At 64.7% G+C, this 17,285-nt stretch carries 18 protein-coding genes; 17 read left to right on the forward strand and 1 reads right to left on the reverse strand.

Features of this window, described 5'->3' with window-relative positions:
* Window positions 1-13 precede the first annotated feature (13 nt).
* Genes ACSS7Z_RS01360 through ACSS7Z_RS01405 form a run of 10 tightly spaced genes read left to right on the forward strand, consistent with a single transcriptional unit; the run spans window position 14 to window position 8,828 of the window.
* A complete protein-coding gene (locus ACSS7Z_RS01360; protein WP_438252629.1) occupies window positions 14-1,171 on the forward strand; it encodes an ABC transporter substrate-binding protein in 1,158 nt (385 codons plus the stop codon).
* Entirely contained in the window at window positions 1,168-1,965 is a 798-nt protein-coding gene (locus ACSS7Z_RS01365) for an SDR family NAD(P)-dependent oxidoreductase (RefSeq protein WP_438252630.1), read from the forward strand. Before ACSS7Z_RS01360 ends, ACSS7Z_RS01365 begins: the two co-directional genes overlap by 4 nt.
* Entirely contained in the window at window positions 1,962-2,798 is an 837-nt protein-coding gene (locus ACSS7Z_RS01370) for an SDR family NAD(P)-dependent oxidoreductase (protein WP_438252631.1), read from the forward strand. The genes ACSS7Z_RS01365 and ACSS7Z_RS01370 overlap by 4 nt, the downstream gene beginning before the upstream one ends.
* 1 nt (window position 2,799) lies before the next feature.
* Window positions 2,800-4,611, forward strand: coding sequence for an FAD-dependent oxidoreductase (locus tag ACSS7Z_RS01375; protein ID WP_438252632.1), 1,812 nt, complete (start codon window positions 2,800-2,802; stop codon window positions 4,609-4,611).
* Window positions 4,612-4,639: 28 nt separating this feature from the next.
* Window positions 4,640-5,386 carry a maleate cis-trans isomerase family protein gene (locus ACSS7Z_RS01380; RefSeq protein WP_438252634.1) on the forward strand — a complete coding sequence of 249 codons (747 nt, stop codon included), beginning with the start codon at window positions 4,640-4,642 and terminating at the stop codon, window positions 5,384-5,386.
* A gap of 40 nt (window positions 5,387-5,426) precedes the next feature.
* Window positions 5,427-5,738 carry a Dabb family protein gene (locus tag ACSS7Z_RS01385; protein ID WP_438252635.1) on the forward strand — a complete coding sequence of 104 codons (312 nt, stop codon included), beginning with the start codon at window positions 5,427-5,429 and terminating at the stop codon, window positions 5,736-5,738.
* The gene (locus ACSS7Z_RS01390) at window positions 5,735-6,358 is read left to right on the forward strand and encodes an isochorismatase family protein (protein ID WP_438252637.1); all 624 of its coding nucleotides are present in this window, start codon (window positions 5,735-5,737) and stop codon (window positions 6,356-6,358) included. The genes ACSS7Z_RS01385 and ACSS7Z_RS01390 overlap by 4 nt, the downstream gene beginning before the upstream one ends.
* A complete protein-coding gene (locus ACSS7Z_RS01395; RefSeq protein ID WP_438252638.1) occupies window positions 6,355-7,053 on the forward strand; it encodes an SDR family NAD(P)-dependent oxidoreductase in 699 nt (232 codons plus the stop codon). The genes ACSS7Z_RS01390 and ACSS7Z_RS01395 overlap by 4 nt, the downstream gene beginning before the upstream one ends.
* Before the next feature lie 22 nt (window positions 7,054-7,075).
* A complete protein-coding gene (locus ACSS7Z_RS01400) occupies window positions 7,076-7,936 on the forward strand; it encodes an alpha/beta fold hydrolase (RefSeq protein ID WP_438252639.1) in 861 nt (286 codons plus the stop codon).
* Window positions 7,937-7,940: 4 nt separating this feature from the next.
* Window positions 7,941-8,828, forward strand: coding sequence for an isocitrate lyase/PEP mutase family protein (locus tag ACSS7Z_RS01405; RefSeq protein WP_438252640.1), 888 nt, complete (start codon window positions 7,941-7,943; stop codon window positions 8,826-8,828).
* On the opposite strand, the gene ACSS7Z_RS01410 is transcribed toward ACSS7Z_RS01405, so the two are convergent.
* Complete coding sequence (locus ACSS7Z_RS01410) at window positions 8,815-9,852, reverse strand: LacI family DNA-binding transcriptional regulator (RefSeq protein ID WP_438252641.1); 1,038 nt, start codon at window positions 9,850-9,852, stop codon at window positions 8,815-8,817. The genes ACSS7Z_RS01405 and ACSS7Z_RS01410 overlap by 14 nt on opposite strands.
* 82 nt (window positions 9,853-9,934) lie before the next feature.
* Between ACSS7Z_RS01410 and hisD the strand changes: the two genes are divergently transcribed.
* The 7 genes from hisD to ACSS7Z_RS01445 all read left to right on the forward strand — a co-directional run bounded on the left by hisD (window position 9,935) and on the right by ACSS7Z_RS01445 (window position 17,284).
* Window positions 9,935-11,248 carry a histidinol dehydrogenase gene (gene hisD / locus ACSS7Z_RS01415; RefSeq protein WP_438252642.1) on the forward strand — a complete coding sequence of 438 codons (1,314 nt, stop codon included), beginning with the start codon at window positions 9,935-9,937 and terminating at the stop codon, window positions 11,246-11,248.
* Window positions 11,238-12,005, forward strand: coding sequence for an SDR family NAD(P)-dependent oxidoreductase (locus tag ACSS7Z_RS01420; protein WP_438252644.1), 768 nt, complete (start codon window positions 11,238-11,240; stop codon window positions 12,003-12,005). Before hisD ends, ACSS7Z_RS01420 begins: the two co-directional genes overlap by 11 nt.
* Window positions 12,006-12,398: 393 nt before the next feature.
* Complete coding sequence (locus ACSS7Z_RS01425; RefSeq protein ID WP_438252645.1) at window positions 12,399-13,829, forward strand: ABC transporter substrate-binding protein; 1,431 nt, start codon at window positions 12,399-12,401, stop codon at window positions 13,827-13,829.
* Between the two features lie 29 nt (window positions 13,830-13,858).
* A complete protein-coding gene (locus ACSS7Z_RS01430) occupies window positions 13,859-14,914 on the forward strand; it encodes a class I SAM-dependent methyltransferase (RefSeq protein WP_438252646.1) in 1,056 nt (351 codons plus the stop codon).
* 32 nt (window positions 14,915-14,946) lie between these two features.
* Window positions 14,947-15,954 carry an ABC transporter ATP-binding protein gene (locus tag ACSS7Z_RS01435; protein WP_438252647.1) on the forward strand — a complete coding sequence of 336 codons (1,008 nt, stop codon included), beginning with the start codon at window positions 14,947-14,949 and terminating at the stop codon, window positions 15,952-15,954.
* Window positions 15,951-16,961 carry an ABC transporter ATP-binding protein gene (locus ACSS7Z_RS01440; RefSeq protein ID WP_438252648.1) on the forward strand — a complete coding sequence of 337 codons (1,011 nt, stop codon included), beginning with the start codon at window positions 15,951-15,953 and terminating at the stop codon, window positions 16,959-16,961. The genes ACSS7Z_RS01435 and ACSS7Z_RS01440 overlap by 4 nt, the downstream gene beginning before the upstream one ends.
* A gap of 29 nt (window positions 16,962-16,990) precedes the next feature.
* Entirely contained in the window at window positions 16,991-17,284 is a 294-nt protein-coding gene (locus tag ACSS7Z_RS01445; protein WP_438252649.1) for a hypothetical protein, read from the forward strand.
* The last annotated feature ends 1 nt before the right edge of the window (window position 17,285 follow it).

The raw sequence follows: 17,285 nt of genomic DNA on the forward strand, positions 1-17,285 counted from the left end.
AGTGAGGTAGATCATGGCACGTACATCCATCAAAGCGGCGGCGATTGCCGTCGGCGTCATCAGCGCGTTCGCGCTCACATCCTGCAGCGAAGGCGGTGGTGGCGGCGGTGCAGACGGTGAGGTCGTGATCGGTGTCGCTCTGCCCACCACCGGCGGATCCGCCGTGCTCGGCGAGCCGATGACCCACGGCATCGAGATGGCCGTCGAGGCGATCAACCAGGCCGGTGGCATCGACGGCCAGACCGTCCGCGTGATCCAGGAAGACATCGGCGCCGATGACGAGACCGCGCTGAATGCGTTTAACCGGATCACCAGCGAGAACCCGACCGCTGTCATCGGCTTCCCGGTGAGCACGCAGGGCTTCGCCGTGATGACACAGGTCGACCGCACTGGCATCCCCGTAATTATGGGGGGAACGAACGCCAAACTCGCCGCCGGTAGCGACTGGGTCTTCAGCATGACCTCGCATGACGGCATCACGACTCGCGCAGCAGCGCAATTCGCAACCGAGGATCTCGGCGCGAAGAAGATCGCGCTGCTGCGCGAGAGCGGTGAGCTGGGCAGCGGTGCCTCGGAGATCCTGAACGAGGCTGCAGAGGAGTTCGGCTTCGAGATCGTCGATGAAGAGATCTTCCAGTCCGGCGAAGTCGACTTGACCACCCAGGCCAACAACCTGCGCAACTCCGATGCTGAGATGCTGTTCGTCTACGGACAGCAGGCCGATTACATCGTCGCCGCAAACGCGCTCGCCACGGCCGGCGTGAAGCTGCCGAGCTTCGTGGCCGGTCTGCAACCGGGCACCTTCGAGCAGCTCAACTATGACGGCTTCGAGACGATCTACAACCGCAACCAGTGCGTTCCATCGGCTGCCACCGAGGGGCCGCTGTTCGACTGGTCTCAGGCCTACGAGGAAGAGTTCGGCAGCGCACCGACCGAGTACGCTGCGATCGCCTACGACGGCGCGAACCTGCTGTTCCAGGCCATCGCTGAGGCGGGCGTCGGCGACCCGGAGGCGTTGCAGACGGCGCTGCTCGAATTGCCGGAGTCGACGGGAGTCTGCGGTGTGCACCACGGCAGCGCCGAAGGGGAGCTCTCCTTCAGCGTCACGCTCGGTCACTACGAGGATGGCGCATACATTCCCGACACATCGATCGATGTGGATGCCGGGTGAATCACGTCATCATCACAGGAGGTGCGTCGGGGGTCGGTGAATCCCTGGCGCACCGCCTGACGGCGCGCGGCATCCGTGTGTCGGTGATCGATCGGACGGCTTCCGATGAACGCGACTGGTGGACGCGACTCGACCCGCAGGTGCGTGGGCAATGGCACACGATCGACGTGACGGATGCTGCAGCCGTAACCTCCGCGATCGCAGAAGCCAACGCGGTATCCCCGCTCGACGGGCTGGCCACGTGCGCCGGGGTCGCCGATCGGGAGAGCGTACTGGACTCCGAACCGGAGCAGTTCGCGCGCACCATGACAATCAACGTCACCGGAACTATGGCGCCCGCCCAAGCGCTGGTGCGAATTCTCGTCGACGAGGGGCGCCCCGGTTCGATCGTCACGCTCGCCTCGACCGCCGGCATCGGCTACGTCGCGGGCTTGGGCGTGGGATATCACGCGTCGAAGTCGGCGGTGGTCGGTCTGACCCGCTCGCTGGCTGGCGACCTGGCTCAGCACGGCATCCGGGTGAACTGCGTTGTACCGGGACTCGTACGCACGCCGATGAGCGCCGCCCAGCGCGACGGCTTCGGCGAGGACAGACTGGCCGCGCGTGCTCCGGCCGGCCGCCTGGCCGAAGCGGATGAGCTCGCCGCCGCTGTCGAATGGCTGCTGTCACCGGCAGCATCCTTCACCACCGGGCACATCCTTCCCGTCGACGGCGGGCAGTCATCGGTCGCTGTCCCCCCGGTGGGCGGGCATCCCGTACCGAGCATCGACACCAGGAAGGGGGGCGCACTGTGAGTCACGTTCTCATCACCGGCGGAGCCTCCGGTATCGGGGCCGCCACCGCACAGCATCTCGCGGCACAGGGGACACGCGTTTCGGTGCTCGATCGCACTGCGGTCGATGCTGAGACATCATCGTGGTGGCACGAGCTCGACGCATCCGTCCGCGGTACCTGGATGGTGTGCGACGCCTCTGACGCCGAAGCGCTGGAATCCGCCGTCGATGCGGTCGCCGCCGACGGAATTACCGGGCTCGTAGCGTGCGCAGGCATCTCCGTGAAAGAGTCTTTCCTCGACTCGACCCTCGAGGTGTGGCGCAGCACACTCGACATCAACGTCCTCGGCACCGTGATCGCTGCGCGCGGCGTCGCGCGCGCCCTGGTGAATGACGGCCGCGGCGGAGCCATCGTCACGGTCGCTTCGACCGCCGGATTCGGCTACGTCAACGGCCTCGGCGCGCACTACCACGCCTCGAAGGGCGCGATCATGTCGCTCACGAGTGCCCTGGCCACAGAACTCGGGCCCTACGGCATCCGCGTGAACGCCGTCGCTCCCGGTCTGATTGCGACCCCGATCACCGAGTTCCTCCGTGCCAAGCACGGCGAAGCAGCGCTGACGGCTCCCGTCCCGCAGCGTGCGCTCGGTGACCCGCTCGAGGTCGCACGAGCCATTGAATTCCTGCTCAGCGCCGACGCGTCGATGATCACGGGGCACTCGCTCCCGGTCGATGGCGGTCAGCTGACCGTTGTCGGTCAGCCGCTGGGCGGATTCGCAGATATCGTCACGCAGCGAGCCGCAGGAGAAGACCTCCATCGCGGGACGCAGAACATCATGGAAAGGCAGTACTGAGATGGCCACAGAGCCTCAACCCACCATCGTCATCGTCGGCATGGGGCCGGTAGGCATGACCGCGGCCCTGAGCCTGGCTCGCCGCGGGATCGCAGTCACGGTGCTTGAGGCCGGAGAAGACCTCGCAACAGAATCACGGGCATCCACGTTCCATCCACCGAGCCTGCAGATCCTCTCGGAGCTCGGTGTCGCTGAAGAGCTCATCGCCACCGGCTTGAAGGCTCCGGGATTCCAGTACCGCGGTCACAACCGCGAACTGATCGCGCATCTCGACATGGGGCTGCTCTCGGACTACACCGACTTCCCCTTCCGGATCCAGAACGAGCAGGGCACGCTGACACGGATCATCCGGCGTCACCTCGAGCAAATGGAGCACGTCACGCTGCGCTACGGTGCGCCGGTCGAACGCGTGGAGATGGGCCGCGACTGCGCCTACATCTATCTTCCAGGCGACGCTCGCGAGGCCAGTTACCGCGCCGACTGGGTGATCGCCGCCGACGGCGCAGGATCCGCGGTGCGCCAATCGCTCGGTATCGCCTTCGAGGGGGTCACCTACCCCGAACGCTTCCTCGTGGCATCCACGACGCACGACTTCCTCGAGGACTTCGACGACCTGGCGTACGTCAGCTACGTCTACGACCCGGAGGACTGGGGCGTGCTGCTGCGGACGCCGAACCACTGGCGCGTCCTCTTCCCGATCGACGAGGGCGAGTCCGACGAGGTCGCACTGTCGCCGGATCGCATCGAAGAACGACTGCAGGGCGTGATCGCTCTGGACGAGCCCTACCCGATCGTGCACAGCACGATCTACCGCGTGCACCAGCGTCTGGCCGCGACATTCGGCCAGGGTCGTGTCCTGCTCGCCGGTGATGCCGCGCACATCAACAACCCGCTAGGCGGCATGGGCATGAACAGCGGAATCCACGACGCGCACGCTGCCGTCGAAACGATCGCGTTCGCACTCGAAGGCGGAGACGCCCGGCGAGCCGTAGACACCTATGCCCGTGTGCGCTACGACGCAGCGGCCGTGGATGTGCAGAAGAACACCCAGAAGAACTATGACGAGATGCGTGAGCGCGATGAGCGCGAACGCTCCGGCCGCAAGCAGGAGATGGCTGAGATCGCAGCCGACGTCGAGCGCTGTCGGGCGTATCTCATGGGCGCATCGATGCTCGCCTCCTTCGAGACCTCTCGCCGGAGGATGCGTCGCGGACTCAGCCCGGTGCGAGCGACGAGCAGCCGCCCTGCCGGACAGGCGCTTTCGGATGCTGTGCGGGGCACGACGCTCCTGGTCGCATCCATCGGCGATGGCGACGGTGCTGCCGTCTACCTGCCCGCCGAACGCGTCATCTGGTCGACAGACGACCTCGCCGAGGTTGTGGAATCGGTCGACAAGCCACTCATCGTCGGCGTCAAGGATGTCGGCGCGGCCGAAGCGATTGCGATCGCCGAGCGTGCCGGTGTGGCCGTCGTCGAGTTCAGCGATGCAGATGCCGATTCGATGACAGTGGCCACAGCCATCGCCACGGCCCACGGAGCGCGTCGTGACGTGCTCGTGATCGGTACTGTCTCATCTACCGCGGGATGCTCCGTTGACGAGATCGTCGCCACCGGGCGGCTGTACGTCAACGCCGGCGCCGATTTCTTGGGCCTCGTCGGGCTGACCGATCCGGAACTGCTGCACGCGGTTCATCGTGCGCTTCCCGAGGTGCCTCTTGCGATCTCGGCGAGCGTCGCGGCGCTGCCCAGCATCCGGCAGCTGACCCTCGCCGGTGTCGGGCTCGCGCTCGTGCCTTCCTCAACCGATCTGTGAATCCCAGACCTTTCAGTAAGGAGTCATCATGACCAGCATCACTTCGCCGCGCGCTCAGTTCGGCCTCATCCTCCCTTCGACGAACACGGTGGTGGAGGCCGAGTTCAACTGGATGCGGGTGGAAGGCGTCTCGTGGCACACCGGACGCATCTTTATCCCGCAGCCCGTGCTCGATGACGACGAGTCCTTCGTCGCGTTTCTGGAGAACCTTCGCGTCGAGATCGGCCGCGCCGTCCGCGACGTCGTCACCGCCGAGGTCGACTCGCTCGTGATGGGCATGAGCGCGGAGACCTTCTGGGGCGGAAAAGAAGGTGCCGAGGAGTTCGCGAAGCTTATGAGCGATCTTTCCGAGGGTCGTGAAGTGACCACGGGTGCGATGGCGTGCAAGATGGCGCTGGATGTCTACGGTGCGAAGAAGATCGGCATCATCACCCCGTACCAGCCCGTCGGAGATGGCCAGGTGCGCCGCTTCTTCGAGGAGATCGGCTACGAGGTCCACGACGTGCACGGACTCAAGTGTGAGACGGCTACCTCGATCGAAGACGTCACCCCGGATGAGTTGAAGGCCGCGTTCCGCGCCGTCGACGCCGAAGACGTCGACGTGCTGCTGCAGGCCGGCACGAACCTCGCCTGCTCTCTCGTCGCTGCGGAGATGGAGCAGGAGCTCGGGAAACCGGTCATCGCCATCAACACGGCCACGGTGTGGGCGGCATACCGCACGAACGGAATCATGGACAAGCTCGAAGGCTTCGGCTCGCTCTTCGCAGAGCACTGATCACCGTTAGCACTGGCCTGAGAACAAGGAGACAGACAGCATGATCACGCATATCGGGATGCTCACACTCGTCGAATCGGCGACGGATGCCGATCGGCAGGCGATCGCCGACGGATTGACCGGTCTGGTCGGACAGATCGACGGGCTTCAGCGGGTCGAGGTCGGAATCGACCTCGGACTGAACCAGGGCAACGGCGACGTGCTCTTCCGGCTGGAGTTCGTCTCGGAAGACGCCTGGCGTGCTTACGCCGCGCATCCCGCGCACAAGGCTGTGATCGCCGAGCGAATCGCACCGGTGCTTGCCGCGAAGGCCTTCGTGCAGGTCGGAGAGTTCCAGGAGGCGCAGTCATGAGTGACAACGAGGACTACGACCGCGCTGGGTTCCGGGGCAGCTTGACTCCCGGCGCCAGCCCGGCACTCATCATCGTGGACCCGTGCGAGGCGTACACGAATCCCGAGTGCCCTCTGTACGCGGGCGTCGAAGCTGAGGTGGAGAGCATGCGCCAGGTGCGGGCCGCCGCCGTTGCCGCTGGCATCCCGGTGATCATCACTCGCGTCAAGCACGAGGAGCATGGCCGGGACGGGGGCATCTTCGTGCGCAAGGTGCCTGCGCTGAAATGGTTCCGCGAGGACAGCCCATTCAGCGGCTACATCGACGGCCTCGCTCCCGGTGACGGCGACATCGAGATCGTGAAGCAGTACCCGAGCGCGTTCGCGGGTACCTCACTGATGGCGACGCTGGCATCGTTGCGAATCGACACGCTCATCATCACTGGCCTGTCGACGAGCGGATGCATTCGCGCCACCGCAACGGACAGCATGCAATCCGGGTTCATCCCCATCGTCGTGCGCGATGCCGTCGGTGACCGTCTTCCAGAGCCACACGAGGCCAACCTGTTCGACATTCAGGCGAAGATCGGCGAGGTGGTGTCGTTCGACGAGGCCGTTGCGATCATGAACGGCACTGCGTGAGCACCGTCGTCATTGCCGGCGGCGCCGGAGAGATCGGTCGGGCGCTCGCGCACGCCTACGCCGCTGATGGCAGCAATGTGCATGTCGTGGATCGCTCCGATGCCGCGGAGGCGGTCGCGGCGGATGTGGGCGGCACCGCTCACATCGTCGACACCTCCGACCCGGCATCCGCGGCGGTTTTCGGGGGAATCGGTGAGATCGATACCCTCATCAACGCTGTCGGTGTCTGGCCGACGCTGTCGGTCGACGAGCTAGTCCCGGAGAAGTGGGTATCGCTGGCACGGATCAACTTCGATTCCGGGTATCACGCGGTATGGGGCAGTCGCGCAGGGCTCCGTGCGACGCAGGGCAGCGTGGTCAACATCGCATCGGCGATCGCGCTGAAAGGGCACGCGCGCATGGTGCACTACGCAGCAGCCAAGGCGGGGGTCATCGGCATGACCCGCTCTCTTGCGCTCGCCCTCGGACCCGATGGAGTGCGCGTCAACGCGGTCGCTCCCGGACTCGTTGCGACCGAGCGCAATCTCTCGGTGTGGACACCGGAGCAGCGAGCCGAGTTCCGGGCCACCCGTGCACTGCCCATTGACCTCACCGTCAACGACGTCGTCGACAGCATCCGCTTCCTATCGTCCTCAGCCGCGCGCGCCATCACCGGCCAGACCATCGTCGTCGACGGTGGCACCGTCCTGCACTGATCCTGCATGAGGAGCACAACCCATGACTGAAATCACCCGCCGCCGTTCCGTCGAGGCGGTCGCGTTCACCACCGGCGATGGCTGGACGCTCGATGGCCTCCTGTATCCGGCCGAGAGTGAGGAGGGGCAGAAGGTCGTCCTTCTGCACGTGCATGGCAAGGGCGCGACGATGCTGGACATCCACGCGCGCTGGCTTCCGGACGCGCTGCGCGGTGTCGCACATTTCGCGTTCAACATGCGGTGCCACTCGCTCGCCTACAACACGGACCGCGACGATGTCCCGGTGGCGGGTGGTATGTACGAGTCGCTCGTGGCCGGGGAGCAGGATCTGCACGCGGCCGTGGCTTTTCTGCGGGCGGAGGGATTCACGAAGATCATCATGTCGGGGCACTCCTCCGGCGGCTACTATGCGGGCGTCTACACGCCCGAGGGGCAGGACATCGTCGGACGCATTCTGCTTTCGCCCCTCACCGATAACAAGACGGCGCTCAGCTGGTGGTGGCCGGAACCAGCCGACCAGGGCCGGGCACTCGAGATGGCCACGGCGATGATCGCGGAGGGGCGCGGTGACGAGATCATCCCCCTGCCATCGTGGTACTGGGGCATCACCGCGCGCTCGTTGAGTGAGCGCGCCGCCACCCCGGGGTCCGAATTCTGGATCGAGCGGGTGAACGAACTCGATTCTCCGGTGCTGTACGGGTGGGGCGGCACCGAATCCCGTGATGGGCTGTGGGCCGAGATCGGCGCGCAGCTGACGCCGAGGGTGCATGACGCGCGCATCGGAGGGTCGGATCACTGGTACCACGGCTTCGAGCAGCAGATGACAGCCCTCGTCGCTGACTTCGTCCTCGACGTCACCGGCGTCTCAGCACGCAGGAGCTGATCGGATGCTCGCCTCCGCAGTTCCCGCTACCGACAAGCGACGCGCGCTGCGATCGCAGCTCGCCTCCGGCGAGCTGACGGTGCTGCCCGGTGCGTTCAACGTGCTCAGCGCACAGGCGATAGCTCGCGCCGGCGCCCACGGGGTTTATGTGTCGGGGCACATGATTGCCGCCGACATGGGTCTGCCCGACATCGGTTTGACCACTCTCAGCGAGGTCGCTCAGCGCGCGAGCCAGATTGCTCGGATGGTCGACGTTCCCGTTATCGTCGATGCGGATACGGGCTTCGGTGAGCCTGCCAACACTGCGCGCAGCATCCAACTTCTCGAGGATGCCGGCGTGGCCGGATGCCATATCGAAGACCAGATCAATCCGAAGCGCTGCGGGCACTCGGCCGGCGTCGAGGTGGTCGACGCTGAGCTCGCTCTGCGCCGGATCCGCGGCGCTGTGCTGGGCAGGCGTGATCCGGATTTCGTCATCATCGCGCGAACGGATGCTCGCGCCGCTGTCGGGCTGGATGCAGCCATCGAAAGGGCCCAGGCGTTCGTCGCCGCCGGCGCGGACGTCGTCTTCCCAGAGGCATTGCGGTCCCTCGAGGAGTACCGCCGTTTTCGAGAGGCTGTGGACGTGCCGCTCATGATCAACCTCAACGAATTCGGGGGACGAGTGCCGCTCACGCAGGCGGAGGTGCGTGACCTCGGTTACCAGCTCGCCGTCTACCCGATGACGCTGATGCGTCTCGCCATGGGCGCTGTCGCCGACGGTATCCGTCACCTGCTCGACGCGGGCTCGCAGCACGCTCTTATGGGCCGCATGCAGACGCGCGACGCGCTGTACGAACTGCTCGACTATGACGGCCATGCCCGCTTCGATCAGCAGGTCATTGACGGCTGAGCGTCGTTCGATGTTCAGTGTCGGTGTGAACGTCGCGCGGCGGGCCGTGGCTGGTTCGCAGGACGAGGGAGACATCGAGGACGTCGCGGTGCGCTCGGGCCGATCCTGCCATCGCTTCGCGCAAGGCGGTGACGCTAGTCGCGGCCAGCGCGTTCAGGTCGCAGTGCACGGTCGTCAGCGACACGATGTTCCATCCAGCGGCGGGGATATCGTCGAACCCGACGATCGACACGTCCTCAGGAACTCGCCATCCCAATGCATGCGCCGCGTTGAGCGCGCCGATGGCGACGACGTCGTTTCCGCAGACGATCGCCGTGGGCGGTTCAGCAGCCTCGAGGAGTCTGCGGCAAGCGCGCTGGCCAGCCGCATCGGTGTAGTCCACACGCAGCACCTGGGTGTCACGGATGCGCAGCCCGTGCTCGCGCAGTGCGCTGCGCAGCCCCCGCTCACGTTCGAAGGCCGTGGAGAACTGGGTGGGGCCCGTGAGGAGTGCGATCCGCTCGTGGCCCTGTTCGACCAGCAGGTCGGCGAGTAGATGAGCGCCATCGGCGAAGCCGCAGCTTCGGCTGGCCTGGTCATCGACCGTGCGGTTGACGAAGACGTGCGGCACGCCACGCTCGCGTAGATCTTCGGCCAGACGTGTGTCGCGGGCGGCTGTGGTCACGAGTACGCCGTCGTAGGAGCCGTCGCTGAGCGCGTCGGCGGTGAGGACGTCGTCGGAAGAGTCAGCGAGCAGAACCGCCCGATAGCCGAGCTGTGCCAGCTCTCGGCGCAGTGGCTCGATGAGTTCGGGATAGTACGGGTTCGTCAGGGCCTCGGCGACGATGGCGATGCGTCGCGAGCGGCGCGTGGAAAGCGAGCGGCCTGCCTCGCGCGGCACGTAGTTCAGCTCTCGCGCGGCTCGGTAGACGCGCTCCTTCGTCTCGGGAGTGATGCTCGGCAGATCACGCAACGCCCGCGAGACAGTCGCCTGGGAGACCCCGGCGCGACGCGCCACATCGATGCTCGTCGCCGGGCGTGCCATGGCATCCTCCCGATTGGCTCGCGTTGACATGTATACGTATGCACAACAGGCTAGCCGCACACCCCGATGGAGAGGAACACCCATGCCCAAAAATCTGAAAACCGGCGAGGGCAAAACGTCCGAGCAGAGCGGCTCGGCAGCCGTTCGCGAGACCGTTGAGGAGGTGCTTGCTGAAGTGCGGGAGCGTGGCGATGTGGCCGTGCGTGAGTACTCGGAGCGCTTCGACAAGTGGTCGCCGGATGACTTCTTGCTCAGCCGGAAGCAGATCGAGGAGATCATCGCGACGGTTCCTGACCAGGTCATTGAAGACATCAAGACGGTGCAGGCGCGAGTGCGCGATTTTGCGCAGCGGCAGCGCGACTCACTGCACGACTTCGAAGCTGAAGTGGAGCCGGGGGTCTTCCTCGGGCAGAAGAACATTCCGGTGGCGTCCGTCGGCGCCTACGTCCCCGGTGGGCGGTACCCTCTTCTGGCCTCAGCGCACATGACCGTCGTCACGGCAAAGGTCGCGGGTGTTTCTCGGGTCACGGCATGTACGCCACCCATTCGCGGTGAGATTCCCGCGGCCACGGTTGCCGCGCTGCATCTAGCGGGTGCGGACGAGATCCGCCTTCTGGGCGGCACACAGGCCATCGCCGCGATGGCGCTGGGCACCGAGACGATCGGTCGTGTGGACATGATCGCAGGTCCCGGCAACGCCTTCGTCGCCGAGGCGAAGCGGCAGTTGTTCGGCACGGTCGGAATCGACCTGTTCGCCGGGCCCACGGAGGTGTTGATCGTCGCTGATCACGCCGCAGATCCGTTCATCGTCGCCGTTGATCTGCTCAGCCAGGCCGAGCACGGACCGGATTCGCCAGCCGTGCTCATTACGACATCCGAAGACCTCGCCCGTGAGGTGATGGCGCACATTGAGGAGATCTTGCCAGGGATGCCGACGTGCGACTTCGCCGAGACCTCCTGGCGCGAATACGGCGAAGTCATCCTCGTCGAGGATCTCGACGAGGCATATGCGCTCGCCGACGACTACGCCTTCGAGCACGTGCAGATCCTCACTGAGTATCCGCGCGAGGCGCTCGAGAAGATGGGGGACTATGGCGCGCTGTTCCTCGGGGAGGCGACGTGCGTCTCTTACGGCGACAAAGTCATCGGCACGAACCACACGCTTCCGACGAAGAAGGCGGCTCGATACACGGGCGGGCTCTGGGTCGGCAAGTTCATCAAGACCGTGACGTACCAGGAGGTCACCTCGCAGGAGGCGAGTGCTGAGCTCGGCGAGTTGCTCGGCCGCGCAGCGCGGGTGGAATTGTTTGAGGGACATGCCCGATCTGGCGATGTCCGCGCCGCCAAATACGCGGGAAAGTCCTTCGACTGGCTCGGCGATCGCTATGCCGGTTGACGCGATCGAAGGGCGTACCGCGCTGGTCACGGGCGCGGGCAATGGGCTCGGCCGCGCCATCGCCCGGGCGCTCTCCGCGCGCGGCGCGCGGGTGATCCTGGTCGGAAGGTCAGAGCCGAAGCTCTCTGCAGTCGCCGAAGAGCTGCACGGGCCGTCTCGTGTGCTCACCTGCGATGTTGCTGATCCCGACTCGGTTGCAGCGCTTGCGAAGCAGCTGACGGATGAACAGGTGTCGATCCTCGTGAACAACGCGGGAATCGCGGGGCCCGTGGCCGACCTCGTCGATATCGAACCGGACGACTGGGATGAGGTCTTCGCCACCAACGTGCGGGGCGTCTACCTGATGTGCCGGGCACTGCTCCCGGCCATGGTCGATCGTGGTTCAGGTGATGTCATCAACCTCGCCTCGGTGAGCGGCAAGCGCCCGCTCGCACGTCGCACGCCTTACACGGCTTCGAAGATGGCCGTCATCGGCCTCACCGCGACGCTTGCGTGGGAAGTGGGTCCTCAGGGCGTCAACGTCAACTCACTCTCTCCTGGCCCGGTCGAGGGGGATCGGATGACGCGCAACTTCACGCGCGAGGCGTCCGCGCTCGGGACGAGCTTCGAAGAGGCGCGGGAGGCATTCGTCTCACGCGCGGCTCTGCAGCGCATGGTGACCGAGGAAGAGGTCGCCGCCGCCGTCGTGGCGATGCTGCAGATGCCAGGGCTGTGCGGGGCAGATATTGACCTGTCTGCGGGCATGATCGCGCGTTGACTGGGTGAGTGTTCTGCTAACTGGAACATTTGATACCGTTCCCTAAACGTCGTCGGCTATCGCGTAAGCCGCGAGTTTGTCGGAGATTTGAGAGATCTCTTCCAGCCTGTTGACGCCCGACCGTGGAACGTCGTAAGCTTCCCCGTAATCGGATGTTTCGTTCAACGAAACATCCACGTAACATCAGAATGCCACTGTGCAAGGACGCACCCGCTGCCGTTTTCGGCTGTCGACCGCGTGCACACCCTTCCGCTGCACCGTGCAGCGGCAATCATGTGAGAGGCACGAATGAACCCGAGAATTCAATCTCCACGCTTCGCAGTGGCTGCTCTGGCAGCCGGTGCACTTCTCCTGTCAGGCTGTGCCAGCCCAGGCGCCGAGGGTGGTAGCGGCGTGGGCGAACCCGCCGACACTGTTGTCGTTGGTACCTCCTTCATCTTGGACAGCCTCAACCCGCTCCAGACACAGCGCGGTGTTGCGGTCAGTGCTGCTTACGACACGCTCACGCGCCCCGTTCCCGGTGCGCCGGGTGAGTTCGAAGGCAGGCTCGCTGAGTCATGGGAGAACACCAGCGACACCGAATGGCTCATCAAGCTTCGTGAGGGGGTGACCTTCCACGACGGCAGCGAGTTCACAGCCGAAGACGTGGTGGGCACGTTCGACGCGGTGGCTGAGGGTCAGTTCATCTCCGCGCCCATCGTGGCCGGCTTCGCCAGCTACGAAGCGATCGACGACTACACCGTCAAGATCACAACAGCAGCCCCCAACCCCATTCTCCTGACGAGCCTGTCGCAGATGTACATTGTCCCGACCGACGCGTGGGCTGAGCTCGGGGCCGATGCTTTTGCGTCCCAGGCGATCGGGACGGGAGCATATGAGATCACAGACTTCGCGCCGGACACCGGTGTGACGTTCGCACGATTCGATGATTTCTGGGGCGAGCCCGCGCTGACAGAGAACATCAAGGTGCGAACATTCGCGGACTCCTCGACACTGACCTCGTCGATCGAAGCCGGCGAGATCGACGTGGCTCATGCGCTCCCGGCCACGGCGAAGGCGACGCTGGAAGGCAGTGCCGCTGTCGAAGTCGTCACCAGTACAGGCGACGGCACCAGCTACCTGCAGTTCAACACCTTCACCGCGCCCTTCGACAACCCGGAGCTGCGTCGTGCTGCCAACCTCGCGGTCAACGTGGAGGGCTTGATTGCTGCGGCAGTGCTCGGTCTTGCCGACCCCGAACCTGGCCAGCTCACTGACGAGAACATCTTCGGCTACACCGATGAGATCAGCGCCCCGGCCTTCGATGCCGAAGAGGCGAAGAAGATCGTGAAAGCTGAGGGTGCCGAAGGCGCGACCGTCTTGCTCACCGGGTTGGCTGCGCAGAAGCCCTCGCTCGAAGCGGTTGCTGGAATGCTGAACGATGTCGGCTTCGACGCGACAGTGAAGATCAACGAAACCGCCGACTGGCTTGCTCTGTTCCGAATAACGGATCCTGCGGAATGGGCTAACAGCGAAACCAACGTCTTCGCACGTGGCCTTTCCTACGTCGGCACCTCCGACGCAAACAGAGCATTCCAGTACGTCAACCGTCTTGTCGATGACCCGGAGTGGGAGGCGCTGCAGGAGCAGCAGCTGACACAGATGGATCCGGATGCCCGGCAGGAGCTGCTCTGGGAATCCGCGCATCTGCTGTACGACAACGACTACATCCTGTGGACAACCCAGGCGCAGGGACTCGGCGCACAGGTCCCCGGGGTATCCGGTGCTGACTTCGATGGCGGCAACGCCATGGACTTCACGAAGCTCACCAAGACGGTCAACTGAAGTATCCGGTGAAGGAGAGGAACAGGACAATGTCAACTACTGCAGTCGATTTGGATCCGATTGAGGTCGCCGTCGACCAGCGCGGTCGCGCCGAGCTCGAGTTCATCATCGCGATGAGCGCAGCGAATGGCGGACTGCGAAAGAAACTCGCCGATGAACTCACCACGGCCGGTCTGTTCGAAGGCGATTTCGAAGACATCGAGTCGCTTCGTGCGGAGACTGACGCGGTGATCGAAAAGATGCCGGAGTTCCGCCTCCATCACGTGATGGGTTCTTGGAACCAGAGCACACCCCGATCCGTGGCGACCTTCCACCGCAACAGGGATGCGCTCCTTCCGCTGGCCACCGGTGCGGAGCATCTGGTCGAGGACCGCCTCGGTGATGCCGTGCCGCGCTACTGGGACTACGAATTCCACGGCACCACCGGTGGGTGGGACGGTCACGAGCACATGGGCTTCATCCATCACGAGATGGTCTACCGCTGGATGCTGCGAGCGTTCTACGGGAACAACATCTTCGAGCTTCGTCGTCAGGTCGCAGCGGCCGCGCCGCGTGAGGACTACCGCCGGATCCTCGACCTGGGAAGCGGTACGGGACAGTACTCGATGCAGATTCAGACTGTGTACCCGGAAGCCGAGCTCACTCTGCTGGACATCTCCCGCGCAGAACTGAACTACGCGCTCAAGCGAGGCCAGGATGCCGGCCACTCGTGGCGAGGCATCCGAGCCGCCGCCGAGGACACCGGGCTCCCGGAGGAGTCCTTCGACCTGGTGACGTCGTTCATTCTGCTGCACGAGATCCCCCCGCACGTGACGAAGAAGGTCCTCGCGGAGTCGTTGCGTCTGCTCGAGCCGGGAGGACACATCGTCTTCTCGGATGTCACGCCGTACCGCGAGGGCACGAAGGAGATGGCCTGGTCGGCTGACTACGCAGCGGCCTACGGCAACGAACCTTGGTGGCGCACCGCGGCGACTTTGAACCTCACAGAGATCGCCACGGAGCTCGGCTTCGTCAATGTCCAGGAGATCGGTCTCAACGGTCAGAAGTACCCCTGGCTGCTGATCGCCGAGAAGCCCGCCCGCTGAATCGACCGACCCAGTCAAGAAGAGGATCATCAGTGAAGACCGAAATCGCGCTGAGCTATCGCTCGGTGAACGTGGACTTCCCGACTGTGGATGGTTCGATCCGAATCCTTCGGGGCGTCGATCTCGACGTCCCGAAGGGATCGATCGTTGTCCTTGCCGGTGAATCCGGCTCCGGAAAGTCCACGGCGATGCTGGCAGCGGCCCGACTGCTCCCGTGGGGAGCTGAGATCGACGGCGAGATCCTCATCCATGGCGAGAATGCTTCGACGATGTCGACAACCGAGCTGAGGAAACTGCGTGCTCGTACGATGCGCGTGATCTTCCAAGACCCGTGGAGCTCGATGCATCCGATGATCCGCATCGGCTCCCAGCTCATCGAATCAGCGAAGCAGGCACACCCGGACTGGTCGAAGAAGCGGCTCGAGGAGCACTGCATCGAGACGCTCGAAAAGGTGGGCATTCCTGAGCCGCGCGCGCGGATGAAGTCATACGCGCACCAGGTCTCGGGCGGCCAGCTGCAGCGCATCGTGATCGCGATGTGCCTTGTCGCTGAGCCTGAGATCCTGCTGTGCGACGAGCCCACCACGGCCCTGGACGTGACAACCCAGCAGCAGATCCTCGACCTTTTGCTGGATCTGAACCGACGCCTGGGCGTCACGATCGTGCTGTCCACGCACGACATCAGCGTGATTCGCGGCGTCGCGGACTATCTCGCCGTAATGTATGCCGGCACCGTCGTCGAGTTCGGCCCTGCGCTCGATGTCCTTGCCGAGCCCCAGCACCCATACACGTGGGCGCTGCTCGAGTCGGCCCCTGAGCGTGCCGACGGCGCCGGGCGACTTTTGACGATCGAGGGACGCCCCCCACGTGCCGGAATCGTCCACACCGGCTGCTCGTTCGCCGATCGCTGCACGGCAGTGCGGGACGTCTGCAGGGCGCAACCGGTAGCTCTGCTCCAGATCAGCGAAGAGCGCCAGTCCGCGTGCCTGCGCGTTCAGCAGCAGGTCAGTACTGGCGGACGCAAGGAGGTAGCGGTATGAATGCTCGTCCCGTTCTGGAGATGCACGGGCTCGGTCAGAGCTTCTCTGTGCCTGGCCGCGGAGAGCTGCAGGCAGTCCGAGATGTCTCGTTCAGCGTCGCTCCCGGAGAGACCGTCGGGGTTGTCGGCGAGTCGGGATCCGGCAAGACGACGCTGGGGCGAACACTGCTGCGTTTGTACAAGCCGACCTCGGGTTCGATCATCTTCGAGGGCCAGGACATCACCCACATGAGCGATCGCGATTTGCGTCGCTCTGTGCGCCGTCGCGCTTCGATGATCTTCCAAAACCCGGCGACCTCGCTTAGCCCGACCATGTCGGTGGGAGACATTCTCGCCGAGCCGCTACTCGTGCACGGCGTGCGTTCGTCGCGTGATCGGACCCGCCGCGTCGCCGAGATGCTCGAACTCGTCGGCATCGACCCCGATTGGTCGGACCGCCAGGCGTCTGAGCTCTCCGGCGGTCAGCGTCAGCGCATCGGCATCGCCCGCGCTCTGATGCTCGATCCTGCGCTGATCGTCGCCGATGAACCGACCGCCTCCCTCGATATCTCAGTCCAAGCGCAGATCATTAACCTGCTCAACGACCTCCAGACTGAGCGGAACCTGTCATTCATCTTCATCAGCCACGACCTTTCCCTGGTCCGACACATCAGCGACCGCGTCGCAGTGATGTATCTCGGCGAGATCGTCGAGATCGGGACGAGTGAGGAAATCTTCAACAATCCACGCCACCCGTACACCGCGTCACTGGTCTCGATGACACGCGCGCCCGACGATCGAATCGTTCCGGTCGGCGAGGTGCCGTCGGCGTTGGCTCCGCCGAGCGGATGCTACTTCCACCCCCGTTGTCCTGTCGCAACCGCGGAATGCCGAACCACCCATCCGGAACTGACCGCGGTCGGGGACACTCGCCAGGTGGCTTGCATACGCCCCGGCTCGCTGGAAGTCGCAGCTCCCGACTCGCTGTTGACACTTGCGGTGCCGCACCCGCTCGCCGCGGTCCGCTGACCGCACACCCCCCTACGAAAGGAATGACCATGCCTGGTTTCGCCAAAGACAAGAATTCCGTCAGACTCGATCCCGAGAGCGACATCGACGGGATGATGCACATGATCTTGGAACTCGCATCCGAGATCTCAGTACTGAGCGATCGAGTCTCGGTCCTCACCGCATTGCTCGGCGAGGCCGGTAGCGTCAGCGACGAGCAGATCGATCGGTTCGTGCCGCAGGGCGAGCTCGCGGAGAAGCTCAACACCGACAAGCGTCGTCTGATGCAGCGGTTGATTGCTGCTTCGACCCGCGACTATGACGACCTCTCGCAGCTGATCTGAT

Source organism: Microbacterium wangyouchuni (assembly GCF_051546305.1).
Taxonomy (GTDB): domain Bacteria; phylum Actinomycetota; class Actinomycetes; order Actinomycetales; family Microbacteriaceae; genus Microbacterium.